The organism is Streptomyces tuirus (assembly GCF_014701095.1).
In the GTDB taxonomy this organism is placed as follows: Bacteria; Actinomycetota; Actinomycetes; order Streptomycetales; family Streptomycetaceae; genus Streptomyces; species Streptomyces tuirus.
The window spans coordinates 6,169,365-6,193,488 of record NZ_AP023439.1; the positions used below are offsets into that span (position 1 = coordinate 6,169,365).

Genomic DNA, 24,124 nt, shown 5'->3' on the forward strand with positions numbered 1-24,124 from the left:
TTCCGCTTCCGTCTCAGGAACCCGCTGTACCGGATCCGTCGAGCGCCCCGAGGATCCGCTCGGCCGCCAGCGTCGGTGTCAACGCGCCTTCCCTGACCCGCTGTTCCAGCTCCGGCGCGAGAGCCCGTACCGCCGGGTCGGCGTGCAGGCGGCCGAGGAGCTCGTCGCGGACCATGTTCCAGGTCCAGTCGACCTGCTGGTCGCGGCGCTTCGCGGAGAGGCGGCCGGTGGAGTCCAGCAGGGTGCGGTGCTGTTCCAGGCGCTCCCACAGCGTGTCCAGGCCGGTCGACTCGCGGGCACTGCAGTGCAGCACCGGCGGGGTCCAGAAGGCGTCCTTGCCGTGCATCAGGCGCAGTGCGCCCGCCAGCTCCCGCGCGGCCGCGCGGGCATCGCGCTCGTGCGGCCCGTCCGCCTTGTTGACGGCGATCACGTCGGCCAGCTCCAGCACGCCCTTCTTGATGCCCTGGAGCTGGTCGCCGGTGCGCGCGAGGGTGAGCAGCAGGAACGAGTCGACCATGTTGGCGACGGCCGTCTCGGACTGGCCGACACCGACCGTCTCCACCAGGACCACGTCGTAGCCGGCCGCCTCCATCACCACGATCGACTCGCGGGTGGCCTTCGCGACCCCGCCCAGCGTGCCCGCCGTGGGGGAGGGGCGCACGAACGCAGCCGGGTCCACCGCCAGGCGCTCCATCCGGGTCTTGTCACCCAGGATGGAACCGCCCGTACGGCTGGAGGACGGGTCGACGGCCAGCACCGCCACCCGGTGCCCGAGCGAGGTGAGCAGCGTGCCGAACGCGTCGATGAACGTCGACTTGCCCACGCCGGGCACTCCGCTGATCCCGATCCGCCGGGCCCGGCCGCTGTGCGGCAGCAGCGCGGTCAGCAGCTCCTGGGCCAGCGCCCGGTGCTGCGGCCGGGTCGACTCGACGAGTGTGATCGCGCGGGCGATGATCGCCCGCTTCCCGTCGAGCACGCCCTTCACATACGCGTCGACATCGATCACAGGGCGTGCCCGAGGCCGTCCGACAGTCGCCGCACCAGGTCGTACGCCGCGTCCGGGATCACCGTCCCGGGCGGGAAGACGGCCGCCGCGCCCATCTCCAGCAGCGTCGGCACGTCCTGCGGCGGGATCACGCCGCCGACCACGATCATGATGTCCTCGCGGCCCTCCTCGGCCAGCGCCTCGCGCAGCGCCGGCACCAGGGTGAGGTGACCGGCCGCCAGCGAGGAGACGCCGACGATGTGCACGTCCGCCTCGACGGCCTGCCGGGCCACCTCGGCGGGCGTCTGGAACAGCGGGCCGACGTCCACGTCGAAACCGAGGTCGGCGAACGCCGTGGCGATCACCTTCTGGCCGCGGTCGTGACCGTCCTGGCCCATCTTCGCGACCAGGATGCGCGGGCGGCGGCCCTCGGCCTCCTCGAAGGCGGACACCAGGGTGCGGGTGCGGTCCACGCTCGGGGACTCTCCGGTTTCGTTGCGGTACACGCCGGAGATCGTACGGATCTGCCCCGCGTGCCGGCCGTACACCTTCTCCAGGGCGTCGGAGATCTCCCCGACGGTGGCCTTCGCGCGGGCCGCGTGCACGGCCAGCTCCAGCAGGTTGCCCTCGCCGCCGGCGGCCCGGGTCAGCGCGTCCAGCGCGTCCTGGCAGGCCCGCTTGTCCCGCTCCGCGCGCAGCCGCCGCAGCTTCTCGATCTGCTGCGCCCGCACCGAGGAGTTGTCGACCTTCAGGACGTCGATCTGCTCGTCGGACTCCACCCGGTACTTGTTGACGCCGATGACCGGCTGACGGCCCGAGTCGATCCGGGCCTGCGTACGGGCCGCGGCCTCCTCGATGCGCAGCTTCGGGATGCCCGCGTCGATGGCCTTGGCCATGCCGCCCGCGGCCTCGACCTCCTCGATGTGCTGCCAGGCCCGCCGGGCCAGGTCGTACGTCAGCTTCTCCACATACGCGCTGCCGCCCCACGGGTCGATCACGCGGGTGGTGCCGGACTCCTGCTGGAGCAGCAGCTGGGTGTTGCGGGCGATGCGCGCCGAGAAGTCGGTCGGCAGCGCGAGCGCCTCGTCGAGGGCGTTGGTGTGCAGCGACTGCGTGTGCCCCTGCGTCGCCGCCATGGCCTCGACGCAGGTGCGCGTCACGTTGTTGAACACGTCCTGCGCGGTCAGCGACCAGCCCGAGGTCTGCGAATGGGTGCGCAGGGACAGCGACTTGGCGTTCTGCGGGTCGAACTGCCTCACCAGCTTCGCCCACAGCAGCCGCGCCGCCCGCAGCTTGGCGACCTCCATGAAGAAGTTCATGCCGATCGCCCAGAAGAACGAAAGACGCGGCGCGAACGCGTCCACGTCCAGGCCCGCTTCACGCCCCGCGCGGATGTACTCCACGCCGTCCGCGAGCGTGTACGCCAGCTCCAGATCGGCCGTCGCACCCGCCTCCTGGATGTGATACCCGGAGATGGAGATGGAGTTGTAGCGGGGCATCCGCTGCGAGGTGAAGGCGAAGATGTCGGAGATGATCCGCATCGACGGCTTCGGCGGATAGATGTAGGTGTTGCGGACCATGAACTCCTTCAGAATGTCGTTCTGAATGGTTCCGGCCAGCTTCTCGGGCGGTACGCCCTGCTCCTCCGCCGCCACGATGTACAGCGCCAGCACCGGCAGCACGGCACCGTTCATCGTCATCGACACGGTCATCTTGTCCAGCGGGATCCCGTCGAACAGCTGCCGCATGTCGTAGATCGAGTCGATGGCCACGCCCGCCATGCCGACGTCGCCGGTCACCCGCGGGTGGTCGCTGTCGTAGCCGCGGTGCGTCGGCAGGTCGAAGGCGACCGACAGGCCCTTCTGGCCGGCCGCGAGGTTGCGCCGGTAGAAGGCGTTGGACTCCTCGGCCGTCGAGAAGCCGGCGTACTGGCGGATCGTCCAGGGCTGGTTGACGTACATCGTCGGGTACGGGCCGCGCAGGAACGGCGCCGCTCCCGGGTAGGTGTCCAGGAAGTCCAGGCCCTCCAGGTCACGCCCGGTGTAGAGCGGCTTGACGGCGATGCCCTCCGGGGTCTCCCAGAGCAGGTCGTCCCCGCCGGACGCGTTCTTCACCGCCGCACGCCATTCGTCGGCGCCGCCGTCGGGGGCCGGGGTGCCCAGCTCGATCCCGGAGAAGTCGGGGATTGCCATCAGGAAACGACTCCCATGCGGTCGAGGGTGGCGGACAGCACGGCGACGGCGTCACAGCCCGCGAACACGTACGCGTCGACACCGGGGTGCTCCCCGGGACGGCCCGCGAGGAACACATGCCGGGCACCGGCGGCCTTCAGGTCCCGGACGGCGGCCTCGGCCTGCTCCGCGTACAGCGCGTCGCTGGAGCACAGCACGGCCTCCGTCGCACCGCTCTCCCCGAAGGTGCCGTCCGTGACCGGCTCGATGCCGCCGGCCTGGAAGAGGTTCGAGGCGAAGGTGAGACGTGCGGTGTGCGCCGCGGCCGGGCCCAGCGCGGCGAGGAAGATCCGCGGGCGGGAGCCGGTCGCCGCGAGGTGGGCGTCGGAGCGGGCGCGCAGCGCCTCGTACGCCTCGTCACGGCGGACGCGCGGCAGGCCGCCGGAGCGCGGCTCGGGAGCGTCCGCGCGGACGACCGGCTTCTCCGCGAGGAACGGGAACTCGCTGACGCCGGTGATGGGTTCGCGCCGCTTGGCCAGCAGGCCCGCGCGGGCCTGCCAGGTCTCGGCGAGATCCCGCTCCAGGTCGCCCGAGCGCAGGACGGCCGGCATGCCGCCCAGGCGCTCGATCCGCTGGAAGAACTCCCATCCCGCGTGGGCGAGTTCGTCGGTGAGCCGCTCCACGTACCAGGAGCCGCCCGCCGGGTCGATCACCCGGGCCAGGTGCGACTCCTCGATGAGGATCGTGGAGGTGTTGCGGGCGATGCGGCGCGCGAACGCGTCCGGCAGGCCGAGGGCGTGGTCGAACGGCAGGACGGTGACCGCGTCGGCCCCGCCCGCCCCCGCGGCCAGCGTGGCGATCGTCGAGCGCAGCATGTTCACCCACGGGTCGCGGCGCGTCATCATCACCGGCGACGTCACGACGTGCTGGAGCTGCGCCCCCGCCCGGGGCGCTCCGCAGACCTCGGCCACGCGGGCCCACAGCCGGCGCGCGGCCCGCAGCTTGGCGATCGTCAGGAACTGGTCGGCGGTCGCCGCGTACCGGAACTCCAGCTGCGCACAGGCCTGTTCGACGCCCAGCCCGGCATCGCCCAGCTCCCGCAGGTACGCCACGCCGGTGGCCAGTGAGCAGCCCAGCTCCTGGGCGGCCGAACCACCGGCCTCGTGGTACGGCAGCGCGTCCACGGTCAGCGCCCGCAGCCCCGGGTGCTCCCCGGCGCACAGCCGCGCGAGCTCCGCCGCCGGAGCGGTGTCGCACCGCTCACCGGTACGGGCCTCGTGCCCGAGCGGATCAGCGCCCAGATTGCCGCGCGCCGCGTCCCGGGCGACACCCCGCTCCTCGTACACCCGCAGCAACTCCCGTGCGGCGGGCTCGGTGTCGCGCCCCGCGTCGAGGACGACGGGCGCGAGGTCCAGGTACACGCCGTCGAGGACCCGGCCGAGGTCGGGCACCGCGATGCCGCCTTCCCCGACCGTCAGCCAGAGGGAGGTGACACCGTTCTCCAGGTCCCCGAGCACCGCGTCACGGTCGGCCACCGTGTGCCGTTGCCGTACGTCCCAGCCGCCCACCGTGTTCCCCTCGGCGCGGCCGCCGCGCACAAAGGGGGCGAACCCGGGCAGGCCCGGCTCGGGCGCGGAGTCGTGGGCGGTGTAGAGGGGGCGGGTGCGCAACCCGTCCTCCAACGCGGTGGACAGGGCGTGCTCGGCCTCGGCCCCCTCGACGTCCTTGCCCGATTTGCGCAGTACGCCCGCCACAAGGCGCTGCCACTGCTCATGGGGCACGTCAGGGAACTCGCCGGCCAGCTCAAGCCCGTCGTCAGGCAGGACCGTCATGCTCGGATGTTAGGTCACGCCCACGAACGAGAAGCAGAGGGAACGGCTGTGACCTTGCCCTCGCCGTGAATGTGGCCCCGATCTCCCGTGAACGGCTGCCCGGGACCCCGTGACGAAGCATGGAGACCGCCCCGGACACCGAGGCGAGGGCCGCCCCGATGCCCTGACCGAAATGTCTCCTGAGGGCCGTCTTTTGGGTGCGTGACCGCACAGGCCGCGACATTTCACTTGTGCGGCACGAGGTGTAACGCGGCGGCAATCGCAAGGCGCAGTAGGGGGCAGAAAAGGCCGGCCGAAACCGGATCACGCTCCCGATGTCATTCATGGGAGCGACCGGCCGGCGAAGCGATACACCAGATGGGATTTCTCGTGAACGGCACCGACCCGGCTTCTCCCTATCAGCCGTACGACCAGCCACCGCCGCCCGACCGCACTGCCCGCAACCAGGCCACCGCACGGCGGACGGCCCTCACGATCTGCACGGTCGCCGACATCGCGGCCGGCCTGCTGGGCCTGTGGATCGTGCTCTATCTCCTCGACGCCAATCAGGGGAATCCCTTCGTCGAGTTCGTCCACGGAATGGCGGACTGGCTTTCCGGATGGGCCCAGGACATTTTCACGATGGACACAGAAGGGTTGCGCGTCGTCCTCAATTATGGGCTTCCCGCGGTCATCTATTTGCTGATCGGTCACGGAATCGCGGCCCGGATCAACAGAGCCTGAAGAACGCGTCGAACCGGCCCCCGCCGTTCGCCCCCTCGGCCGCGGGCCACGCGGTGCGGAGCACACCACAACGGCGGGCCGTCGGCAGTATGCGCGCTCCACGGCGGGGTAGACGACGTCCGAAAGGCACTGAGCAGCACGAACAACAACGAAAGAGCCCCATATGGTCATCCCGCTTATGAAGCAGGCGGCAGATGAGCCGGGCACGGACGAGCAGGTCCCCCTGCGCTGCGGCGCGGTCTGGGACGACGGCGCAGCGTGCGCCGTCGAGGCGCGCCGGGCGCTGCACGCGTTCCTGGCGTACGTACCGTGTACCGGCCGCCCGCCCGTGCCGGCCCTTCTGGCGATCGACGCCGAACTGGTCGTCAGTGAACTGGTCACCAACGCGATCCGGCACGCACCCGGCCCCTGCGGGATGATTCTGCGGCTCTCCGGTGACGAACTGGCCATCACGGTGTGGGACACCTCCACCGAGCAGCCGGTGCTCAGGGAGCGCGACGGCCGGCGCTTCGGCGGTCATGGCATGCATGTGGTGCACACGGTCAGCAGCAAGGTCGCCGTCACACCCCTCGGCCCGGGCAAGCAGGTCACCGCCTGGTTGCGTCCCGCCCCGGACGGCGGGCCCGACGCCCTGAGCGCGGTCGGCCCGGCCGCCTGACGCCCCGACGAGACCCCCTCCCGGCCCAGGTCACCACCCGGTGAGCAGCAGATGGTTGAGGAGCAGAGCGAGCACCGCCTGGACGGTGAGCCAGGGGCGGGGGCGGGTGAGGAACGCGCAGGCCGGGAGCAGCCACAGGGCGAAGGGAAGCCAGATACGTTCCGTCTCGGCCTTGCTCATGCCGGACAGGTCGGCGATCAGCAGGGCCAGGAGCGCGGCGGACACGAGGAAGGCGAGGCGGACACCCGCCCGGGGAGAGGTGCGGCGCCGGACCAGTACGGCCCCGGCCCGCCGCAGCCCCGCCGCCGTCGCCAGTCCCGTGACGAGCACCGTGCAGGCCAGGTTGGCCCACACCCAGTACCCGTAGGGGCGGATGCCGCCCGCGCCCTGGGCGTAGCGCGTGACCAGCAGCCGGTAGGCCTCCCACCAGTCGAAGCCCGCGAGCGTGAACACCGCGGGGACCACGGCCGCTCCGGCGAGCAGCGACACCAGCAGGGCCGGACGCTCCCGGACCCCGTTCCGGCCGAGCACCAGGGCCGCCGCCGCGATCAGCGCGACGAGGGTCAGGCCGTACGACAGATAGCAGGTCAGGCCGAACAGCAGCCCGGACGCGCCCGCCCACCCCGGGGATCTCCGGGTGACCGCCACAGCGAGCAGGGCCACCGCCCACGCCGCCACCGCCGCGAAGTACGCGTCCGCCGAGGTGCCCATCCACACGGCCGCCGGGGCCAGGACCAGGAAGGGGGCCGCCCGGCGGGCCAGTGCCTCGTCGCAGAGGGCGCGAACCGTGACCAGCACGGCCACACACGCCGTCGCGCCGACGACGACGCACCACACCCCGGCCCAGCCCCCGCCCCGCAGGCCGATCCGGTCGAGCAGCACGAAGGTGAGCGTGGCGGCGGGCGGGTGCCCGGCGATGTGGGCGGGCCAGTTGTCGGGTGAGTCGAGCAGGATGTGCCCGGTGAAGTCCCGCAGCGCCGCCGGGATGTCATGGAAGCGGTCGATGACCTGGAGGTACTCGTAGCGGGTGGTGAGTCTGCGGGCGATGCCGCGGTCCCAGCCGTCGATCAGCGCCAGGGAGAGGATCCAGGCCGTCGAGGCGCCCCAGGCCACCGGCAGCAGGGCCCGCCAGGGGAGACGGGCCGCGAGGACGGGGCCGTACACCACGACGGCGACCGCCACGAGCACGGCCGCGGGGGTGCCGGGGCCCACGTGCGGACCCCAGGAGGCGAGCAGCGGGGGCCAGTCGACGAACAGCGTCCCGCGGGTGTCCTCGATGTGGCGGCCGGCCACCGCGGCCACCGTCACGAGCACCGCGGCGGCCCCGGCGGCGTACAGGTCACGGCGCAGACGGCCGGGAGGCTCGGACTCACGGGTCCGGGCGGGGGAGGGCAGGGTGCGGATCACACCGGCACGCTAGGCCGCGCGACCGCTCACGGACCGCCGACCGGGCCCGATGTCAGCGTTTCGTCATGGGTCGCGCACCCTTTCGCGGGGCTCCGGCGGCCTACCGTCGGTTCATGCGACACGATCCACGCGATCCGCGGCTTCCCACGTCCCCCGGCTTCTGGCGCAGCCCTCTGCGCGGCCCCCGGTTCACCTCGGTGCTGGGCCTCGTCCTCCTGGCGGGCATCACCGTGCTGTTCGTGACGGGACTCCTGTCGTACGCCGCCTACAACCCGGACCTCGCGCCGGTCAACGACAAGACCCCGGACAAGGGGCTCCTCGGCTTCTACCTCTTCGCCTGGCCGACCGACCCGCACTGGCTGTACCGGCTGAACCAGGGCGTCCACGTCACCCTCGGCATCACCCTGATCCCCGTCCTGCTCGCCAAGCTGTGGTCCGTCGTGCCGAGGCTGTTCACCCTGCCGCCGGCCCGCTCGCTCGCACACGCCCTGGAGCGGGTCTCCCTGCTGCTGCTGGTCGGCGGCGCACTGTTCGAGTTCGTCACCGGCGTCCTCAACGTCCAGCTCGACTACGTCTTCCCCGGCTCGTTCTACCCCCTGCACTTCTACGGCGCCTGGGTGTTCTTCGCCGCCTTCGTGGCCCACGCGCTGCTCAAGACGCCCACGGCACTGCGCAATCTGCGGCGGCTGCGGGAGGAGAAGAACGACCTGGTCTCCCCGCGCCCCGCCGAGCCGACCGTCTCCCGGCGGGGCGCCCTGTGGTTCGTCGGGGGCGGCTCGCTGCTGCTCTTCGGCACGACCGTGGGGCAGAACTTCGGCGGCCCGCTGCGGCGCACCGCCCTCCTCGCCCCGCACGGCGGCGCGGAACCCGGCAGCGGCCCGAACGGCTTCCAGATCAACAAGACCGCCGCGTACGCCCGGATCGACCCGGCGGAAACGGCCGAGGACGCCTGGCGGCTCGTCGTGACCGGGCGCACGGGCACGATCCGGCTCAGTCGCGCCCAGCTCGCCGGCCTCCCCCTGCACAGCTCCGCGTTGCCCATCGCCTGTGTGGAGGGCTGGTCCACGCCGGACCAGTGGTGGCGCGGGGTGCGGCTGCGCGACCTCGCGGCCCTCGCCGGGTACGAGGACGACCCGCCGGACGTGTTCGTCGAGTCCCTCCAGCGCCAGGGCGCCTTCCGTAAGGCCGCCCTGCGCGCCAACCAGGTGGCCGACCCGCGTTCCCTGCTCGCCCTGTACGTCAACGGCGAGGAACTGTCCCCCGACCACGGCCACCCGGCCCGGATCATCGTGCCCGCGGCCCCCGGTGTGCTGAACACCAAGTGGGTGGCCCGGATGACGTTCGGAGACCTGTGATGCGAGGCCGCTTCGCCGTCGGCAGCCCCCTGCAACTCCTGCTGCTGGCCTGCTCGTTCGCCCTCGCGGCCTACGCGGGGGTACGCCTGCTCGCCGATGACTGGCTCGGCGTGGCGCTCTGGGTCGTCGGCGCCGCGCTGCTGCACGACCTGGTGCTGCTGCCGCTGTACGCGGCGGCGGACCGGGCGCTGGTCGGAGGGCTCGGCCGGGTCCGCCGCCGGGAGTGGACGATGTACGTGCGGGTGCCGGCGGCCCTCTCCGGGCTGCTGCTCCTGGTGTGGTTCCCGCTGATCAGCGGCATGGTGGAGGAGCGCCGCTACCGGTCCGCGACCGGCCTGCCGCCGGAGGGGTTCCTCACGCGCTGGCTGCTGATCACGGCCGTCCTCTTCGCGGGCTCGGCACTGCTGCTGGCGCTGCGGCTGCGCAGCGCGGCGAAGCGCCGCCCGCCGGCCGTCCACTGACCGTCCCGCTCCCAGCGGCCTCGCGCGTACCGGAGCAGCGCGCGGGTGCCGAGCCGGGCCCAGGGGAACGGGGCGCCCGAGGTGGCGTGGGTGTCGGTGATGTGCACGCGCACCCGTTCGTCGACATCCGCGGGGGCGGTCTCGGCGATCAGCAGACCGCCGGGGCGCAGAAGCCCGCCGACCCGCTCCAGCAGGGCGCTCGGGTCGCCCCCGATGCCGATGTTGCCGTCCATGAGCAGCACGGTGTCCCAGCGGCCCTCGCCGGGCAGTTGCTCGAACACCGACCGCCGCAGCGCCTGGCCCCCGAGCCGGACGGTGTGCTCCACCGCGGCCTCACTGACGTCGATCCCGAGGGCGGCCCGGCCCCGGGCGGCCAGTTCCGCCACGAGCCGCCCGGGCCCGCACCCCACGTCCAGCACGGCCCCCTCGCACCGGTCCAGCACGTCCCGGTCGACCGGGTCGGCCCGGGCGCACCAGCGCTCCACCTCCAGCGGCAGCAGCCAGCCGTCGGTGCGCCGCAGGAACAGGGGGCCGCGCCCCGCGCGCAGGGCGGCGTCGTAGGGGTCGGCGGCCGCCCAGGCCAGGGCGGTGGCGGGCGGGGCGCTCATCGAGGGCCGACCGGAGGCACCGGACGCGGCGCCGGCTCGGCGGCCGTCTCCCGAGCCGGCGAACAGCGGGCCAGCCGGGCCGCGAAGCGCCCTCGCGGGGCGAGCGCGGCGACCGCGCCCGCGTCGGCGGCGGTGTCGACGTCCCGCAGCGTCGGCAGGTCGCGCACGCGCAGCCCCGCGGCGACCAGCCGCTCCCGCTGCACGGCACCCGTCACCGGTGTCGACATGGGCACACCCCGCAGCAGGGCGGGGTCCGGGCAGGCCAGGCCGAGGGCCCAGAAGCCGCCGTCCTGCGCCGGGCCGAACCAGGCGTCGCAGCCGGCGAAGTCGACGGTCAGGAGTTCGGGGGTCACCTGCGGGGTGTCCATGCCGATGAGCAGGGCCGGACCGGCGCACCCCGCGAAGGCGTGCGCCAGCCGCTCGTCCAGACCGCCCGCGCACTGCGCCACGACGTCGAAGCCGGGCGGCAACCAGGGGCCGGGGGCACCGTCGAGCACCAGGACGCGCCGGGCGGCGGGCGTGGCGGCCACGGCGTGCAGCGTGTCCACGAGGGCCGCTTCCGCCAGTTCGGCCGCCTGACGGGGTGTGAAGGGGGGCGTGAGCCGGGTCTTCACCCGGCCCGGCCGCGGCTCTTTGGCGATGACGAGGAGCGTGGTCAACGGACGGTTCCCCCTTCGGACGCGGGCGTTTCGGACAGCACGCGGCTCATGTCCCGAACGGCCTGCCAGGTGCCGCGCCACGTGCCCGTCACCTTCGAGGCCCCGGCGCGCGGCAGATACGGCACGTCGTGCTCGGCGATCCGCCAGCTCGCGTCGGCCGCGCGGACGACCATCTGGAGCGGATAGCCGCTGCGCCGGTCGCTGAGACCGAGGCCGAGCAGCGGCTCGCGGCGGGCGGCGCGCAGGGGACCGAGGTCGTGCAGACGCAGTCCGGTGCGGCGGCGCAGCATCCGCGCGAGCGCGAGATTCCCGGCCCGGGCGTGCGGCGGCCACGCGCCCCGCCCCTGCGGGCGCCGCCGCCCGAGCACCAGGTCGGCCGCGCCCTCGCGCACCTCGCGCACGAAGGGGACCAGGAGCCCAGGGTCGAGGGAGGCGTCGCAGTCGCAGAAGCACACCACCTCGGCGGTGGCCGCGGTCAGCCCGGCGTGGCAGGCCGCGCCGAAGCCCCGCCGCGGCTCGTGCACCACGGTCGCGCCCCGCGCGCGGGCGACCGCGGCCGAGCCGTCAGTGGAACCGTTGTCGACGACGAGTGCGCGCCAGCCCGGCGGAATCCGTTCGAGCACCCAGGGAAGGGCCTCGGCCTCGTTCAGGCAGGGCAGCACCACGTCGACGTCGATGGGTGTCGTCGTCACGGTTTCACCCTACGAACGCGAACCGGGCAAACCGGACCACCGCTCCTTACGAAACGCGGACGTCGGAGGCCGCAGCGGTGCCCGGGCCCCCGCCGGTGGCGGCGTGGTGCCAGGCTGGAGGCATGCACCGAGAGCCGTACGAGCCGCCCGGGACCGCGGACGGATCCCGCAGGATCCTGGTCGTCGACGACGATCCGACCGTCGCCGAGGTCGTCGCCGGATATCTGGACCGCGCCGGTTACGCCGTGGACCGCGCCGACGACGGCCCGACCGCCCTCGCCCGCGCCGCCGCGCACCGGCCGGACCTGGTCGTGCTCGATCTGATGCTGCCCGGTATGGACGGCCTGGAGGTGTGCCGGCGGATCCGCGGCCGCGGCCCCGTGCCCGTCATCATGCTGACCGCCCGAGGCGACGAGGACGACCGCATCCTGGGCCTGGAGGTCGGCGCCGACGACTACGTCACCAAGCCCTTCAGCCCCCGCGAACTCGTCCTGCGCGTCGAGTCGGTGCTGCGCCGCAGCCGCCCCGCCGCCACCGGGAACCGCTTGGGAGCGGCCGGTCTGACGGTGGAACCGGCGGCGCGCAGGGCCACCAAGAACGGCACCGAACTCTCCCTGACCCTCCGGGAGTTCGACCTGCTCTCCTTCTTCCTGCGGCACCCGGGGCGGGCCTTCGGGCGCGAGGACCTGATGCGCGAGGTCTGGGGCTGGGACTTCGGCGACCTGTCGACCGTCACGGTCCACGTCCGCCGCCTGCGCGGCAAGGTCGAGGACGACCCCGCCCGGCCCCGCCTGATCCAGACCGTCTGGGGCGTGGGCTACCGCTTCGAACCCGGTGACCCCAGCGCCCCCGGTGAACCCGGTGAAGGGGACGACTGACCGTGCGCGACACCCTCCTCATCGCCCTGTACGCCTTCGCCGGTGCCGCCGCGACGGGACTGGCCGGAGCGGGTGCGCTGCGCCTGCTCCGCCGCCGCTCGCTGACCGTCTCGCTCGCGGTGGTGGCGGCGGTCGGCGTCGTCGCGATGCTCGCGGGCACGCTCATCGTCGCCTGGGCGATGTTCCTGTCGCCGCACGACCTGACCGTCGTCACGACCGTCGTCGCCATGGCGGCCGTCGTCTCCCTGGCCACCGCGCTGCTGCTGGGCCGGTGGGTTGTGGCCCGCAGCCGTGAACTCGCCGCGGCAGCGCGCTCCTTCGGCGACGGCGGGAACTTCGCCGCGCCCGGGGGTCCCGCCACCGCCGAACTCGCCGCGGTGAGCCGCGAGCTGGCCGCCACCAGCGCCAGGCTCGCCGAGTCCCGGGAGCGGGAACGCGCCCTGGAGACCTCTCGTCGTGAACTCGTCGCCTGGATCTCCCACGACCTGCGGACCCCGCTGGCCGGTCTGCGCGCCATGTCGGAAGCCCTGGAGGACGGCGTCGCCGCCGACCCGGACCGCTATCTCCGGCAGATGCGGACCGAGGTCGAACGCCTCAACGGCATGGTCGGCGACCTCTTCGAGCTCTCCCGCATCCACGCCGGGGCCCTGGCCCTGACGCCCACCCGGATCTCCCTGTACGACCTCGTCGGCGACGCGCTCGCCGGAGTCGACCCGCTCGCCCGCGAGCACGGGGTGCGGCTGGTGGGCGGCCGCATCGAGCCGGTGCCGGTGGAGGTGGACGGCAAGGAGATGAGCCGGGTGCTGGGCAACCTGCTGGTCAACGCGATCCGCCGGACTCCGGCCGACGGCACGGTCGCGATCGCCGCCGAGCGTTCTCCCGAGGGCGTCGTGCTGTCGGTGACGGACGGCTGCGGTGGCATCCCCGAGGAGGACCTGCCCCGCGTCTTCGACACCGGCTGGCGCGGCACCCACGCCCGGACGCCCCCGGCGGGCGCGGGCCTGGGCCTCGCCATCGTCCGCGGCATCGTCGAGGCCCACCAGGGCCGAACCGGCGTACGCAACATCCCCGGCGGCTGCCGCTTCGAGGTCGTACTGCCGGCGGCGGCGTCGGTGAAGCCGAGCTGACCGGCGCCGCGTCCGGACGCCGGCGAGCCCGGCGTTGCGGCATCGCGCGGGAGTGCTGCTCGCGTGCGGGTACCGCGGCTTCGCCACGAAACGTCCGTCGCGTGCCGAGGCCTGGGATCGCTGCTGCTTCGCGGCGGACCCGTTGCCGTGCGCTGACGCCCGCCGGCGCTTCGGCCTCGCGGCGGATCCGTCCGCCGCGTGCCTGCGCCCGGGGCCCTGCCCGCGAGCGCTGCTGCGCGGCGGAAGACGCCGTCCGACCGGCTAAGCGCCCCGCATCCCCGCTCGTGCGAACTCCGTCATGCCCTCCTCGAAGCCGGACTCCGGCTTCCACCCCAGTTCCGCCCGCAGCCGCGCGGAGTCCGCGGTGATGTGCCGTACGTCCCCGAGCCGGTACTCACCTGTGACGACCGGGTCGGGGCCGCCGTACGCGGCGGCCAGTGCCCGGGCCATCTCGCCGACGGTGTGGGGATCGCCGCTGCCGGTGTTGTACGCGGTGAGCGCACCCGGCGCGGCCCGGGCCTCCAGCGCCACGGCGTTCGCCGCCGCCACGTCCCGGACGTGCACGAAGTCCCTGCGCTGCCGCCCGTCCTCGAACACCCGCGGCGCCTCGCCCCGGGCGAGCGCCGAGCGGAAGAAGGAGGCGACACCGGCGTAGGGGGTGTCCCGGGGCATGCCGGGCCCGTACACGTTGTGGTAGCGCAGCGACACCGCCGAGCCGCCGGTGCAGCGGGCCCAGGAGGCGGCCAGATGCTCCTGGGCGAGCTTGGTCGTCGCGTACACGTTCCGCGGATCGGCCGGGGCGTCCTCACGGACCAGCCCGGGGGCGAGGTCCTGTCCGCACACCGGGCACGCGGGCTCGAACCGGCCCGCGTCGAGATCGGCCACCGCCCGCGGCCCGGGCCTCACCACCCCGTGCCGCGCACAGGCGTACCGCCCCTCGCCGTACACGACCATCGACCCGGCGAGCACGAGGGTCCCCACACCCGACTCCGCCATGGCCGCGAGCAGCACGGCGGTCCCGAGGTCGTTGTGCGCGACGTAGTCCGCCGCGTCGGCGACCCCGTCGCCGAGCCCGACCTTCGCGGCCTGGTGGCACACCGCGTCCACACCGGCCAGGGCTTGGCGCACCGCCGCGGCGTCCCGTACGTCGGACGCGGAATCCTCCCGCACGTCGAACACGACCGCCTCGTGCCCCCGCTCCCGCAGGGTGGCGACCACATGGGACCCGATGAACCCGGCACCGCCGGTGACCAGTACGCGCATACGGGCACGCTAGGCGCCCACGACCGCCGTCTCACGGGAACGCGGCCGTACGTCATGACTCCGTAAGGCGGGCGCGGGTGCGCCGAACCACAACAAGCCGGGCCCGCCGCGAGACCCTGCACCCATGACAGCTCCCTCCGCACCCGACGCGGCCCCCCGCTACGACGACCTGAGCGCCCTCTACATCAACTGCACCCTCAAACCGTCCCCGCAGCGCAGCCACACCCAGGGCCTGATCGACAAGAGCCGGTCGATCATGGAGAGCGCCGGGGTGACCACGGACCTGATCCGCGCCGTCGACCACGACATCGCACCCGGCGTCTACCCGGACATGACGGAGCACGGCTTCGCCACGGACGACTGGCCGGCACTGTACGAGAAGGTCATGGCGGCGGACATCCTGGTCCTGGCCGGCCCCATCTGGCTGGGCGACAACAGTTCCGTCACCAAGCGGGTCATCGAGCGCCTCTACGCCTGCTCCTCGCTGCTCAACTCCAAGGGCCAGTACGCCTACTACGGCCGCGTCGGCGGCTGCCTCATCACCGGCAACGAGGACGGCATCAAGCACTGCGCGATGAACATCCTCTACAGCCTCCAGCACCTCGGCTACACGATCCCGCCCCAGGCGGACGCCGGCTGGATCGGCGCGGCCGGCCCCGGGCCGTCGTACCTGGACCCGGACTCCGGCGGCCCGGAGAACGACTTCACCAACCGCAACACCAGCTTCATGACCTGGAACCTCATGCACATCGCGGCCCTGCTGAAGCGCGCCGGAGGGGTCCCCGCCTATGGCAACCAGCGCTCGCAGTGGGACGCCGGCTGCCGCCCCGGTGCGGAGAACCCCGAGCACCGCTGACCGGGGCGGGGCGGGCGCGGTGTGCCAGTTCTTACGCGATGGTGACGCGCGGTCGGAACCAGTGGTCGCCCCTCGTCCCGGCGGCCACGGTGTTCCCACCTGACACAGGAACGGAAGGGTCACCATGCAGCAAGGACACAGGCGCAACCGGAAGCGGCGCAACGCGATCGTCCTGGTCGCCGGGCTGGCCGCGGGCGGGGTCGGACTCGCGCTGGTCACCATGCAGGCCAACGCGACCGACGCCCCCCGTGCCACCACCCGCGCGGCCTCACCCCTTTCCTGCCCCTCGGTGGCGGACCGCCTGCCGGACGTGCCCCGGCAGGCGCGTGCGAAGGTCGACCGCAACCGCGCCTCACCTACAGCGGCCTGGCCGGCAGCACCGCCTTCGCCGTGGACAGCTTCCCCGAGTCGCTGCACAAGCCCGTCACCGACCACGGCGACTTCATCAACGCGATGCCCGACCGGCTGATGAAGCAGGCCGTCACCTGCATCAACTCCGGCCGCCGCTGCGGCTGATCCCGATGCGCCCGCCGTCTCACAGCCGCTTCTCGAACCAGTGGTGGGCGTACGGCTCGTCGTTGAAGGCGGGGACCTCGGTGTACCCGCTGTCGCGGTAGAGGCGCGTGGCCGCCGTCAGTGCCTTGTTGGTGTCGAGCCGCACCCGGTCGCTGCCGTGCCGGGCGGCGCGGCCCTCGAGTTCGGACAGCAGCCGCCGCGCCAGGCCGAGACCCCTGGACTGCGGGGAGACCCACAGCCGCTTGATCTCGGCCGGGGCCCCGGCCGGCAGTTTGAGCCCGGCGCAGCCCACCGGCTCGCCGTGCAGCCGGGCGACGAGGAACAGTCCGCGCGGCGCCCGCAGTTCGCCCGGATCGGGCAGCAGGCTGTTCGCGGGGTCGAAGCCGCCGTCGAAGATCTCGCGCAGTTCGGCGGCGTAGGACCGCAGGCAGTGCGCGGCGTCCGGGTGACCGGGGTCGAGTTCGTCCAGGTGGACCGTCGAGGCGGTCAGCAGTCGTTCGACCTCCGCCATGGCGGAGGTCAGCCGCTCCCGCTGCCGGGCGTCGAGCGGGTCGAGGAGGGAGGCGGCGAGTGCGTCGCTGCGGTCGTCGAGCAGCGCACGCTCCTGCCGCCCGGCCTCGGTCAGCCGCACGGTGCGGACCCGCCGGTCGCCGGGGTGGGGTGCGACGGTGACGAGGCCGTCCCGCTCGAGCGCCCGCAGCAGCCGGCTCACATAGCCCGAGTCGAGCCCGAGCCGCTCCCGTACGCCGCGGACGTCGTGCGTGCCGCCGTCACCGATCTGCCAGAGCAGCCGCGCCTGGCCGTAGGGGCGCGCACCGCCCAGATAGTGGTCGTGCAGCACCCCCACCCGCTCGGCGACCGTCCGGTTGAAGCGCCGTACCTGCTCTACCTGCTCCTTCGCCATTCTCTGACCTTAGTCAGGTAATGGCGCGGGGGCAAAGTCCTGTCTCAGGCCTCGGGTGGCGCGAACTCGGTCTCCTTCGCCGTGACGATCCGGGCGCCCATGTTGCGCTCCATCATCTCCAGGGCCGCGGACGCCAGGTGGGGATGGATGGTGGCGACGGCGTCCCTCGGCACCGTCACCTCCAGGTGGCGGATGTGCGCGTCCAGGGCGGAGTACAGGACGCATTGCTCGGTGACCTGGCCGGTCAGGACCACGTGTCCGACGCCCAGGCTCCACAGCAGGTAGGACAGGGGCGTCTCGAAGAACACCGAGTGGCGGGCCTTCAGGACGAAGAGCGACCGTTCGTCGGGCCGGATCGGCTCGATCAGGTGGGCGTGCCGCTGGGACAGGGCCGCTTCCAGCAGCTCTCCGTGGTGCGAGCGCCACAACCCGAAGTTGTCGTTCACATAGATCACGGGGACGTCCGCCTCCCGGGCCCGGCCCAGCAACTCGGTCAGGACCGGCACGACCTGCTCCACGGACGGCAGGAGGAGCTCGGCGTCCTCGTGCTCGTACGTGTTGATCATGTCGATCACGATGAGAGCCGACCGCCTCGGGTCTGCGCCTCGTTCCATGCCCTCCGCCCTTCCGTCCGGTGCTGTCGTTCAGCGGGTGCGGGGGTGTTCTGGTCGCGGAGGAGGTCGGAGCATCGGTTCTCCCGTGTGGTGCGTGTGGTGCGGGTTCCGGGAACGTACAGCTGAGTACCCGGCGGCGCGGCGGGCCTAACAACCTGCGGGGATGTCGTCAGTCGGTGTGAAGACGACGTACAGACCCAAGGGCCACCCCGCGTCAGCGCCGGAATCCGTCAAGTCGCGGACAGAACCTGTCCGCAAGCGCCGCTACCGTGCCTCGCATGACGAACACCAAACGGAGCGTCACCGGCACGGCACCCCTGCTGGGCACGCGTGCCCTCAACCGCGCGACCCTCGACCGGCAGCTGCTCCTGCGCCCCGCCCGGCTCCCCGTAGCGGCGGCCGTCGAGCACCTGCTCGGGCTCCAGGCGCAGAACGTCAAGCCTCCGTACTACGCGCTCGCCGCCCGGCTCCACGGGTTCACCCCCGAGGCGCTGTCGCAGCCGATGGCGGACCGCGAGGTCGTTCGGATCGTCACGATGCGCTCCACCATCCACACCCACACCGCGGACGACTGCCTCACCCTGCGGCCTCTGGTGCAGCCCGCCCGGGACCGGGAGCTGGTCACCTTCCGCGACGGACTCGCCGGCGTCGACCTGGACCGGCTCGCCGCACTCGCCCGCGACCTCGTCGAGACCGAGCCCCGCACCATGAGGCAACTGCGCGAGGCCCTGCTCCGGGAGTGGCCCGACGCCGATCCGCAGGCCCTGGCCGTCGCGGCCCGCTGCCGTCTGCCGCTCGTGCAGGTGACGCCGCGCGGCCTGTGGGGGCAGAGCGGGCAGGTCAGTCTCACCACCGCCGAGCACTGGCTCGGCCGCCCCGCGCGACCGGCCCCCACCCCCGACGCCGTCGTCCTGCGCTACCTCGCCGCCTTCGGCCCGGCCTCCGTGAAGGACATGCAGGCCTGGGCCGGCCTGACCCGCCTGCGTGACGCCTTCGAGCGCCTCCGGCCGCAGCTCCTGACCTTCCGGGACGAAGCCGGCGTCGAACTCTTCGACCTCCCCGACGCCCCCCGCCCCGACCCGGACACCCCGGTGCCGCCGCGCTTCCTCCCCGAGTTCGACAACCTGCTGCTCTCGCACGCCGACCGCACCCGCGTCGTCCCGCCCGAGCACCGCGGCCGCTCCTGGCAGGGGAACATGGCCTACCGCACGCTCCTCGTGGACGGCTTCCTCGCGGGGCTGTGGCGACTGGAAGAGGACGCGCTCGTGATCGAACCCTTCGACCGTCTCACCCGGAGCCAGCAGGACGACGTCACCGCCGAGGGGGAGCGGATGCTGCGCGTCATGCACCCGGAGTCGTCGTACGACATCCGGTTCGGAGCCGTACGGACCTAGGCCACGGACCCGGCAGTCCGCTCCACGGCATGGAGAGGGGGCGTTGCGGGCCGCTCGTGGAGGCCCGCAACGCCCCCTGGTCTTTCACCTGAGGGTTACTCAGGAGCTAGTGGTAGATCAGGAATTGACCTGCGCCGTGACCAGGCTGGAGAAGGTGGTCAGCCGCGTGTAGACACCCGGGTAGCCGGCCTGGGCGCAGCCTTCGCCCCAGGAGGTGATGCCTGCCAGGACGCCCCCGATGAGCAGGGGGCCGCCGCTGTCGCCCTGGCAGGTGTCCACGCCGCCGGAGGCCTTCCCGGCGCAGACCATGTCGCTCTGCACGAAGTCGGAGCCGTAGGAGCTCGCGCAGCTGGAGTCGGACACGGTCGGTACGGTCGCGGTGCGCAGCTGGTTGGAGCTGCTGCCGCCCGAGGAGGTGGTGCCCCAGCCGAGGATGCGGGCCGTGGTGCCGGCCGCGTACACCGAGGTCTGGGAGGAGGAGACGTACGTCGCCGGGGTGTACGGCATCGACGTCGACAGCGTCAGCACGGCCACGTCGTCGCCGTTGGTGGCGTCGGTGTAGCTCGGGTGGATCCATATCCTGCTGACTCTGGCGACCGTGCCGTTGGTGCCGTTGAGGTAGGTGCGGCCACCGACGACGCGCACGCTGCTGGTGCTCTCGCCGACCATGCAGTGCGCGGCGGTGACGACCTTCGTGGGCGAGACCAGGGTGCCGCCGCAGAACTGGTTCTGCGAGGCGTCCGTGATCTGCATGACGAACGGGTACGCGGACGTCGTGGTCGTGGTGCCGCCGACGATCGGCTGGGGCGCGGCGACGGCCGTGGGGGCGGCGAGCAGCGCGGTGGTGGCGGCAGCGGTGGCCGCGGCGACGGCGGCGGCCTTCTTGGCAATGCTGAGCCCGAACATGGGTCTCCTTGGGGAGTTGCCGGTGGGGGGTCGCGCGGGTGGTGGTGCACGGGGACCCTGACGCCTTCGTTCGGATCTCCGTGTGCCCGGCGAGCGGCACGTCCCAAAGCTAGAGCCCGGCCGAGGGGGCTCCCAATGAGGGAACCCCCTAAGGGAGTTGGGCAGGGATAACCCTCGGTCCGGTCGGACAAACCCAGGTGGGGTCAGGTCGTTCGGCGGCCCGCAGCCAGCCGGACGATGTCCACCCGGGAGCGGATGCCGAGCTTGCGGTAGACCCGGGTGAGGGTCGCCTCGACGGTCTTGACGCTGATGAACAGGCGCGCCGCGATCTCCCGGTTGGTCGCGCCCTCCATCACCAGCGAGGCGACCTGACGCTCCATCGCGGCGAGGCCCTCCAGCGCGTCGAGGGCGACGGCCGGCGCGGCGGCGGCCGGTTCCACCGCCGCCGGACCCGCCGTGGCGGCCGCGTCGACCTGCCGCAGCCAGGGCAGCGCGCGGCAGCGCCGGAACAGCCGGGCGGCCTCGTCGTACGACGCCGGTCCCGGCAGGGGCCTCGCACCGGCCCGCGGGGCGGCGGCGGCCTGGGCGCGCAGCCGGGCCAGCGCGAAGGAGGCCCGGGCCTCCTCCAGGCCGTACCCGAGCCGGCCGAGCCGGTCCTGCACGGACGTCAACCGGACGACCGCGGCCTCGTGTTCGCCGCGTGCCGCCCGCACCAGCGCCTCGGCCCGGTCGAGGACGGCCAGTACGCTCTGCCGGCCCAGCCGCAGCGCGTGCGCCCGGGTGGTGTCGATGACGTCCTGCGCCTCGCCGGGCTCGCCGATGCGGACCAGGGCCTCGGCGAGGTCGCCGTGCCAGCGGCCGCGCCCGGGGTCGTTGATGCCGAGGCCCTGCTCCAGCTCCCGCACCCGGCGCAGCGAACGGACGGTGGCGGCCGGGTCGCCGGCCACCAACTGGGCATAACCGAGCGCCGCGAGGGCCCGGGAGAGGTACATCTGGTCGCCGTCGACCTCGGCGTGGTCGGCCGCCTCCCGGGCCAGGGCCAGGGCCCGGTCCACGTCCCCGGCGGAGGCCTCCGCGAGGGAGGCGAGCATGGCCGAGGCGCCCTCGCCGATCCCGGAGTCCCGGGCCAGCCGCAGGCTCTCGCGGGCCAGGTCCAGGGCCCGGCCGCAGTGCCCGGAGCGCAGCTCCGTGTCGGCGAGGAAGCGCAGGAAGTGCACCTCGCTCTCGACCATGCCGCGCCGGCGCACCTCGCGCAGCAGCGCGGTGATCGTCGCCCGCGCCTCGGGCAGCTGGTCGCTCATGATCAGCCAGCGGAAGCGGGCCGACCCGGCGCCGTTGTGATGGCAGGCCACGTACGGGTCCTGGGGTTCCTTCAGCGCCCGCTTGACGGTCACGGGGGCGTCCGGGTGACCCATCAGGGTCTCGGTGGAGGCCTGGAAGGACAGCGCCATCAGCTCGCTGCGCCGGTCCCCGCCCCGGGCGGCCAGCTCCGCCGCGTGCGCGGCCTCCTGGCGGGCCTCGGCGAAGTCGCCCTCGACGACCAGGCCGCGCCAGGCCAGCTGGTAGTGGACCTGGGCGAGCAGGCGCGGGTCGTCACCCGCGTCGGCCAGGACCTGCGGGAAGACGGCGTCGACATCGCCGAGGGCCTGGCCGGCCGCCTCGATGACCACCATCCAGGCCCGCACCCGCTCGGTGGGCACGGTGGCACGCGTCAGCACGTCACGTGCGATGTCCCGGGCCAGATCGGCCTCGCCGGCGGTGATCGCGTCCTCCGCGGCCTGCAGCCGGCGCTCGTCGGGGCCCGGGGTGCTGTCCGCCGGGGTGTGCCGGGCGGCGAGCAGACCGAGCGAGGCGGCCACGGAGGGTGCCCCGCGGTCCCGGGCCAGCGCACCGGCCTCGGCGAGCCGGGCCGCCACGTCCGGGTCGGTGCCGGTGGTCGCCAGGGCCAGGTGCCGGGCCCGCTCGATCGGGTCGGAGGCCGCCGTGGACAGCGCGGCGTGCACGGCCCGCCGCTCCTGCGCCGGGGCCTCCGCGTACAGGGCCGCCGAGATCAGCGGGTGCGCGAACCGCAGGGCGGGCGCCTCGGGGTCCGTGGCCAGCAGGCCCAGCGCCGCCGCCTGGGCCGTCTCGGCCTCGGCGTGCTCCCGGCCGGCCGCGTGCAGCAGCGCCAGGGTGGGACGGGCACCGGCGCTGGCGACGAGGAGGGTGCGGCGCGCCTCGTCGGACAGCATCTCCAGCCGGCTCAGCACCAGGGCCCGCAGTGAGGTGGGCACGGGCAGCGGCTCGCCCGGCCGGGGGCGGGCCGGGCTCTCGGCCAGGGCCCGGCCGAGCTCCAGGGCGAAGAGCGGGTTGCCGCCGCTGGTGCGGTGGATGTCGCGGATCGTGGAGCGGGACAGGGGCGTGTAGCCGCGGTGGTCGAGCAGCGCCGAGACCTGCGTACGGTTCAGCGGGCCCAGCCGGACGGCGAGCGTGTCGGGCGGGGACGCCGGCAGGTGGCGGTCGTACTCCTGGCCCTCGGTCCGCACCGCGCACAGCATCTGCACGGGCGTGTCGCCCAGCCGGCGGGCCGCGAAGCCGAGCAGTTCCGCGCTGGCGGCGTCCAGCCACTGGAGATCGTCGGCGACCACCAGCACCGGGCCCTTCGCGGCGAGGACGCGCAGCGCCGACAGCACCGCGAGGCGCAGCGCGAGCCCGTCCCGCTGGAGCGTGGACTCGCCGCGGCCGGTGAGCGCCGACTCCAGGGCGGTGCGCTGGGCGCCGGGCAGCGCACCGGACACGTCGTCCAGGACCAGACCGAACAGGTCGGCCAGCGCCAGGAAGGGCAGGTGCGATTCGGACTCCGTCGCCGAGCAGCGCAACACCGTCCGGTCCGCGCCGCCGTAATCCGCGGCCAGCGCCCGCAGGATCGTCGACTTTCCAATTCCGGCGGGGCCGTGGAGCAGCACACTGCCCCCTCGGCCGAGCTGCTCACGTGCCGACGTGAACAGGTCCTCCCGGCCGATGACCAGGTCGGGGCGGCTCCTGGGAGGCTCCTGGAAGTCCCGTCGCACGGTCACCGCTCCCCTCCCTGTGGCGTGTCCTGGCCAATATTAGGCAACAGCTCTTTGAATTTCGGAGGGACGAGGTCGTGAGGGAAATAACAAACGCGTACCGGCGGACGAATTTCCCGGACTCCCGAATGTGACGGAACACCAGGCCGGCGCCCCGTCGGGAACCTCGGCGGATCGAACGGGCGGGCACACCGCAAAACACCACAGAACTACGGCAACCACCCCGCCCGGCGCGCGGCGACCACGGCCTCGCCACGGGTGCGGGCCCGCAGCTTCCGCATGGCCGACCGCAGGTACCCCTTGACGGTCTCCGGCGTCACGCCCAGCCGCTCCGCGGCGACCGCGTTCGTCGCCCCCGCCGCCACACACGCCAGCACGTCCACCTCGCGCGGCGCGAGCCGGACCCGGGGCGGCCCGGCGGACTCGGCCGTCAGCAGCGCACACGCGCCGAGCAGCTCCGCGCGCAGCTCCGGGTCCGCGATCCGCGGCGCCAGCGCCCGCAGGGCCGTGTGCGCCTCCCGCACCTGCTCCCACCCCGGCCCGGTCCCGTCACCGGCACCGGACGCGGCCTCGGCGGCGAGCGTACGGGCCTCGTCCCGGACCACCAGCGCCCGCTCCAGGTCCCGCGCCGCCTCCACGGCCACGTCCAGCATCCGCCCGCCCAGCGGCAGAGCCGTGCGCAGCGCCCCGTACAGCACCCCGCGCACCCGGTGGCGCACCACCACCGGCACGGCCAGCACCGAACGCAGCCCCTCCGCGGCCACCGGGGCGTCGTACTCGTGACTGATCTGCCGCGACGCCGAGTAGTCCGTCACCACGCACGGCCGGGACAGCGCCACCGTCTTGCCGCCGAGACCGGTGCCGGACGTCACCGCCAGCGACCGCAGGGCGTGCGTCGCCGTGCCGCTCAGCTCGCTGATGCGCATCCGCTGCCCGGCCTCCATCAAGCCGCCGAACGCGACCGGAAGGCCGGTGCCCCGCCGCAGACGCAGCAGCGCGTTCCGTATCTCGACCGCGTCGGACGCGTCCGTCGTCACCTGATCGCCCCTTCACTACGGCTCCTGT

General features: G+C 73.5%; 21 protein-coding genes. 8 read left to right on the forward strand and 13 right to left on the reverse strand.

Annotated elements, in window-relative coordinates:
- Nucleotides 1-13: 13 nt before the first annotated feature.
- From meaB to IGS69_RS28065, 3 genes are read right to left on the reverse strand one after another with little or no spacing between them, the layout of a single operon-like run.
- Nucleotides 14-1,006 carry a methylmalonyl Co-A mutase-associated GTPase MeaB gene (meaB, locus tag IGS69_RS28055; RefSeq protein WP_190903266.1) on the reverse strand — a complete coding sequence of 331 codons (993 nt, stop codon included), beginning with the start codon at nucleotides 1,004-1,006 and terminating at the stop codon, nucleotides 14-16.
- Complete coding sequence (gene scpA, locus IGS69_RS28060; protein ID WP_190903267.1) at nucleotides 1,003-3,177, reverse strand: methylmalonyl-CoA mutase; 2,175 nt, start codon at nucleotides 3,175-3,177, stop codon at nucleotides 1,003-1,005. Before scpA ends, meaB begins: the two co-directional genes overlap by 4 nt.
- Complete coding sequence (locus tag IGS69_RS28065) at nucleotides 3,177-4,988, reverse strand: methylmalonyl-CoA mutase family protein (RefSeq protein ID WP_190903268.1); 1,812 nt, start codon at nucleotides 4,986-4,988, stop codon at nucleotides 3,177-3,179. Before IGS69_RS28065 ends, scpA begins: the two co-directional genes overlap by 1 nt.
- A 369-nt stretch (nucleotides 4,989-5,357) precedes the next feature.
- On the opposite strand from IGS69_RS28065, the gene IGS69_RS28070 reads away from it, so the two are divergent.
- The gene (locus IGS69_RS28070) at nucleotides 5,358-5,711 is read left to right on the forward strand and encodes a hypothetical protein (protein ID WP_190903269.1); all 354 of its coding nucleotides are present in this window, start codon (nucleotides 5,358-5,360) and stop codon (nucleotides 5,709-5,711) included.
- 163 nt (nucleotides 5,712-5,874) lie between these two features.
- Nucleotides 5,875-6,369: an ATP-binding protein gene (locus IGS69_RS28075; RefSeq protein WP_190903270.1), complete on the forward strand. Its 495-nt coding sequence runs from the start codon at nucleotides 5,875-5,877 to the stop codon at nucleotides 6,367-6,369.
- A gap of 30 nt (nucleotides 6,370-6,399) precedes the next feature.
- Here the strand turns inward: IGS69_RS28075 and IGS69_RS28080 are convergent, their stop codons facing one another.
- Nucleotides 6,400-7,773, reverse strand: a complete 1,374-nt coding sequence (locus IGS69_RS28080) for a hypothetical protein (RefSeq protein WP_232543803.1) — start codon at nucleotides 7,771-7,773, stop codon at nucleotides 6,400-6,402.
- A gap of 116 nt (nucleotides 7,774-7,889) precedes the next feature.
- On the opposite strand from IGS69_RS28080, the gene IGS69_RS28085 reads away from it, so the two are divergent.
- The gene (locus IGS69_RS28085; protein ID WP_190903271.1) at nucleotides 7,890-9,131 is read left to right on the forward strand and encodes a molybdopterin-dependent oxidoreductase; all 1,242 of its coding nucleotides are present in this window, start codon (nucleotides 7,890-7,892) and stop codon (nucleotides 9,129-9,131) included.
- A gap of 316 nt (nucleotides 9,132-9,447) precedes the next feature.
- On the opposite strand, the gene IGS69_RS28090 is transcribed toward IGS69_RS28085, so the two are convergent.
- From IGS69_RS28090 to IGS69_RS28100, 3 genes are read right to left on the reverse strand one after another with little or no spacing between them, the layout of a single operon-like run.
- Nucleotides 9,448-10,200, reverse strand: coding sequence for a class I SAM-dependent methyltransferase (locus IGS69_RS28090; RefSeq protein WP_190903272.1), 753 nt, complete (start codon nucleotides 10,198-10,200; stop codon nucleotides 9,448-9,450).
- Nucleotides 10,197-10,859, reverse strand: coding sequence for a TIGR04282 family arsenosugar biosynthesis glycosyltransferase (locus IGS69_RS28095; protein WP_190903273.1), 663 nt, complete (start codon nucleotides 10,857-10,859; stop codon nucleotides 10,197-10,199). Before IGS69_RS28095 ends, IGS69_RS28090 begins: the two co-directional genes overlap by 4 nt.
- Nucleotides 10,856-11,551: a glycosyltransferase family 2 protein gene (locus IGS69_RS28100; RefSeq protein WP_190903274.1), complete on the reverse strand. Its 696-nt coding sequence runs from the start codon at nucleotides 11,549-11,551 to the stop codon at nucleotides 10,856-10,858. Before IGS69_RS28100 ends, IGS69_RS28095 begins: the two co-directional genes overlap by 4 nt.
- Before the next feature lie 122 nt (nucleotides 11,552-11,673).
- On the opposite strand from IGS69_RS28100, the gene IGS69_RS28105 reads away from it, so the two are divergent.
- Nucleotides 11,674-12,429 carry a response regulator transcription factor gene (locus tag IGS69_RS28105; protein ID WP_190903275.1) on the forward strand — a complete coding sequence of 252 codons (756 nt, stop codon included), beginning with the start codon at nucleotides 11,674-11,676 and terminating at the stop codon, nucleotides 12,427-12,429.
- Nucleotides 12,430-12,431: 2 nt separating this feature from the next.
- A complete protein-coding gene (locus IGS69_RS28110; protein WP_190903276.1) occupies nucleotides 12,432-13,556 on the forward strand; it encodes a sensor histidine kinase in 1,125 nt (374 codons plus the stop codon).
- Between the two features lie 261 nt (nucleotides 13,557-13,817).
- Here the strand turns inward: IGS69_RS28110 and IGS69_RS28115 are convergent, their stop codons facing one another.
- Complete coding sequence (locus tag IGS69_RS28115; protein WP_190903277.1) at nucleotides 13,818-14,819, reverse strand: NAD-dependent epimerase/dehydratase family protein; 1,002 nt, start codon at nucleotides 14,817-14,819, stop codon at nucleotides 13,818-13,820.
- A 124-nt stretch (nucleotides 14,820-14,943) separates the two neighbouring features.
- Between IGS69_RS28115 and IGS69_RS28120 the strand changes: the two genes are divergently transcribed.
- Together IGS69_RS28120 and IGS69_RS34995 are read left to right on the forward strand one after the other, a co-directional pair.
- A complete protein-coding gene (locus tag IGS69_RS28120; RefSeq protein WP_190903278.1) occupies nucleotides 14,944-15,675 on the forward strand; it encodes a flavodoxin family protein in 732 nt (243 codons plus the stop codon).
- 390 nt (nucleotides 15,676-16,065) lie between these two features.
- Entirely contained in the window at nucleotides 16,066-16,191 is a 126-nt protein-coding gene (locus IGS69_RS34995; protein ID WP_269783185.1) for a hypothetical protein, read from the forward strand.
- Nucleotides 16,192-16,210: 19 nt separating this feature from the next.
- Here IGS69_RS34995 and IGS69_RS28125 read toward each other — a convergent pair whose 3' ends face one another.
- Nucleotides 16,211-17,095 carry a bifunctional helix-turn-helix transcriptional regulator/GNAT family N-acetyltransferase gene (locus IGS69_RS28125; protein WP_190903279.1) on the reverse strand — a complete coding sequence of 295 codons (885 nt, stop codon included), beginning with the start codon at nucleotides 17,093-17,095 and terminating at the stop codon, nucleotides 16,211-16,213.
- Nucleotides 17,096-17,139: 44 nt separating this feature from the next.
- Nucleotides 17,140-17,709 (reverse strand): isochorismatase family cysteine hydrolase, encoded by a 570-nt coding sequence (locus tag IGS69_RS28130; RefSeq protein WP_190903280.1) that lies wholly within the window; start codon nucleotides 17,707-17,709, stop codon nucleotides 17,140-17,142.
- Between the two features lie 278 nt (nucleotides 17,710-17,987).
- Here IGS69_RS28130 and IGS69_RS28135 point away from each other — a divergent pair, with 278 nt between their 5' ends.
- Nucleotides 17,988-19,103 carry a winged helix DNA-binding domain-containing protein gene (locus tag IGS69_RS28135; protein ID WP_190903281.1) on the forward strand — a complete coding sequence of 372 codons (1,116 nt, stop codon included), beginning with the start codon at nucleotides 17,988-17,990 and terminating at the stop codon, nucleotides 19,101-19,103.
- 117 nt (nucleotides 19,104-19,220) lie between these two features.
- On the opposite strand, the gene IGS69_RS28140 is transcribed toward IGS69_RS28135, so the two are convergent.
- The 3 genes from IGS69_RS28140 to IGS69_RS28150 all read right to left on the reverse strand — a co-directional run bounded on the left by IGS69_RS28140 (nucleotide 19,221) and on the right by IGS69_RS28150 (nucleotide 24,096).
- Entirely contained in the window at nucleotides 19,221-20,009 is a 789-nt protein-coding gene (locus tag IGS69_RS28140; RefSeq protein ID WP_190903282.1) for a S1 family peptidase, read from the reverse strand.
- A 203-nt stretch (nucleotides 20,010-20,212) separates the two neighbouring features.
- Complete coding sequence (locus IGS69_RS28145; protein ID WP_190903283.1) at nucleotides 20,213-23,065, reverse strand: helix-turn-helix transcriptional regulator; 2,853 nt, start codon at nucleotides 23,063-23,065, stop codon at nucleotides 20,213-20,215.
- A 203-nt stretch (nucleotides 23,066-23,268) separates the two neighbouring features.
- Nucleotides 23,269-24,096: a helix-turn-helix transcriptional regulator gene (locus tag IGS69_RS28150; RefSeq protein ID WP_190903284.1), complete on the reverse strand. Its 828-nt coding sequence runs from the start codon at nucleotides 24,094-24,096 to the stop codon at nucleotides 23,269-23,271.
- Nucleotides 24,097-24,124 lie beyond the last annotated feature (28 nt).

Bases quoted from the DNA above. Each gene is read 5' to 3' on its own strand.
- scpA (WP_190903267.1), bottom strand. From the start codon at position 3,177: ATGGCAATCCCCGACTTCTCCGGGATCGAGCTGGGCACCCCGGCCCCC.
- IGS69_RS28065 (WP_190903268.1), bottom strand. From the start codon at position 4,988: ATGACGGTCCTGCCTGACGACGGGCTTGAGCTGGCCGGCGAGTTCCCT.
- IGS69_RS28075 (WP_190903270.1), top strand. From the start codon at position 5,875: ATGGTCATCCCGCTTATGAAGCAGGCGGCAGATGAGCCGGGCACGGAC.
- IGS69_RS28085 (WP_190903271.1), top strand. From the start codon at position 7,890: ATGCGACACGATCCACGCGATCCGCGGCTTCCCACGTCCCCCGGCTTC.
- IGS69_RS28090 (WP_190903272.1), bottom strand. From the start codon at position 10,200: ATGAGCGCCCCGCCCGCCACCGCCCTGGCCTGGGCGGCCGCCGACCCC.
- IGS69_RS28105 (WP_190903275.1), top strand. From the start codon at position 11,674: ATGCACCGAGAGCCGTACGAGCCGCCCGGGACCGCGGACGGATCCCGC.
- IGS69_RS28115 (WP_190903277.1), bottom strand. From the start codon at position 14,819: ATGCGCGTACTGGTCACCGGCGGTGCCGGGTTCATCGGGTCCCATGTG.
- IGS69_RS28120 (WP_190903278.1), top strand. From the start codon at position 14,944: ATGACAGCTCCCTCCGCACCCGACGCGGCCCCCCGCTACGACGACCTG.
- IGS69_RS28125 (WP_190903279.1), bottom strand. From the start codon at position 17,095: ATGGCGAAGGAGCAGGTAGAGCAGGTACGGCGCTTCAACCGGACGGTC.
- IGS69_RS28130 (WP_190903280.1), bottom strand. From the start codon at position 17,709: ATGGAACGAGGCGCAGACCCGAGGCGGTCGGCTCTCATCGTGATCGAC.
- IGS69_RS28135 (WP_190903281.1), top strand. From the start codon at position 17,988: ATGACGAACACCAAACGGAGCGTCACCGGCACGGCACCCCTGCTGGGC.
- IGS69_RS28140 (WP_190903282.1), bottom strand. From the start codon at position 20,009: ATGTTCGGGCTCAGCATTGCCAAGAAGGCCGCCGCCGTCGCCGCGGCC.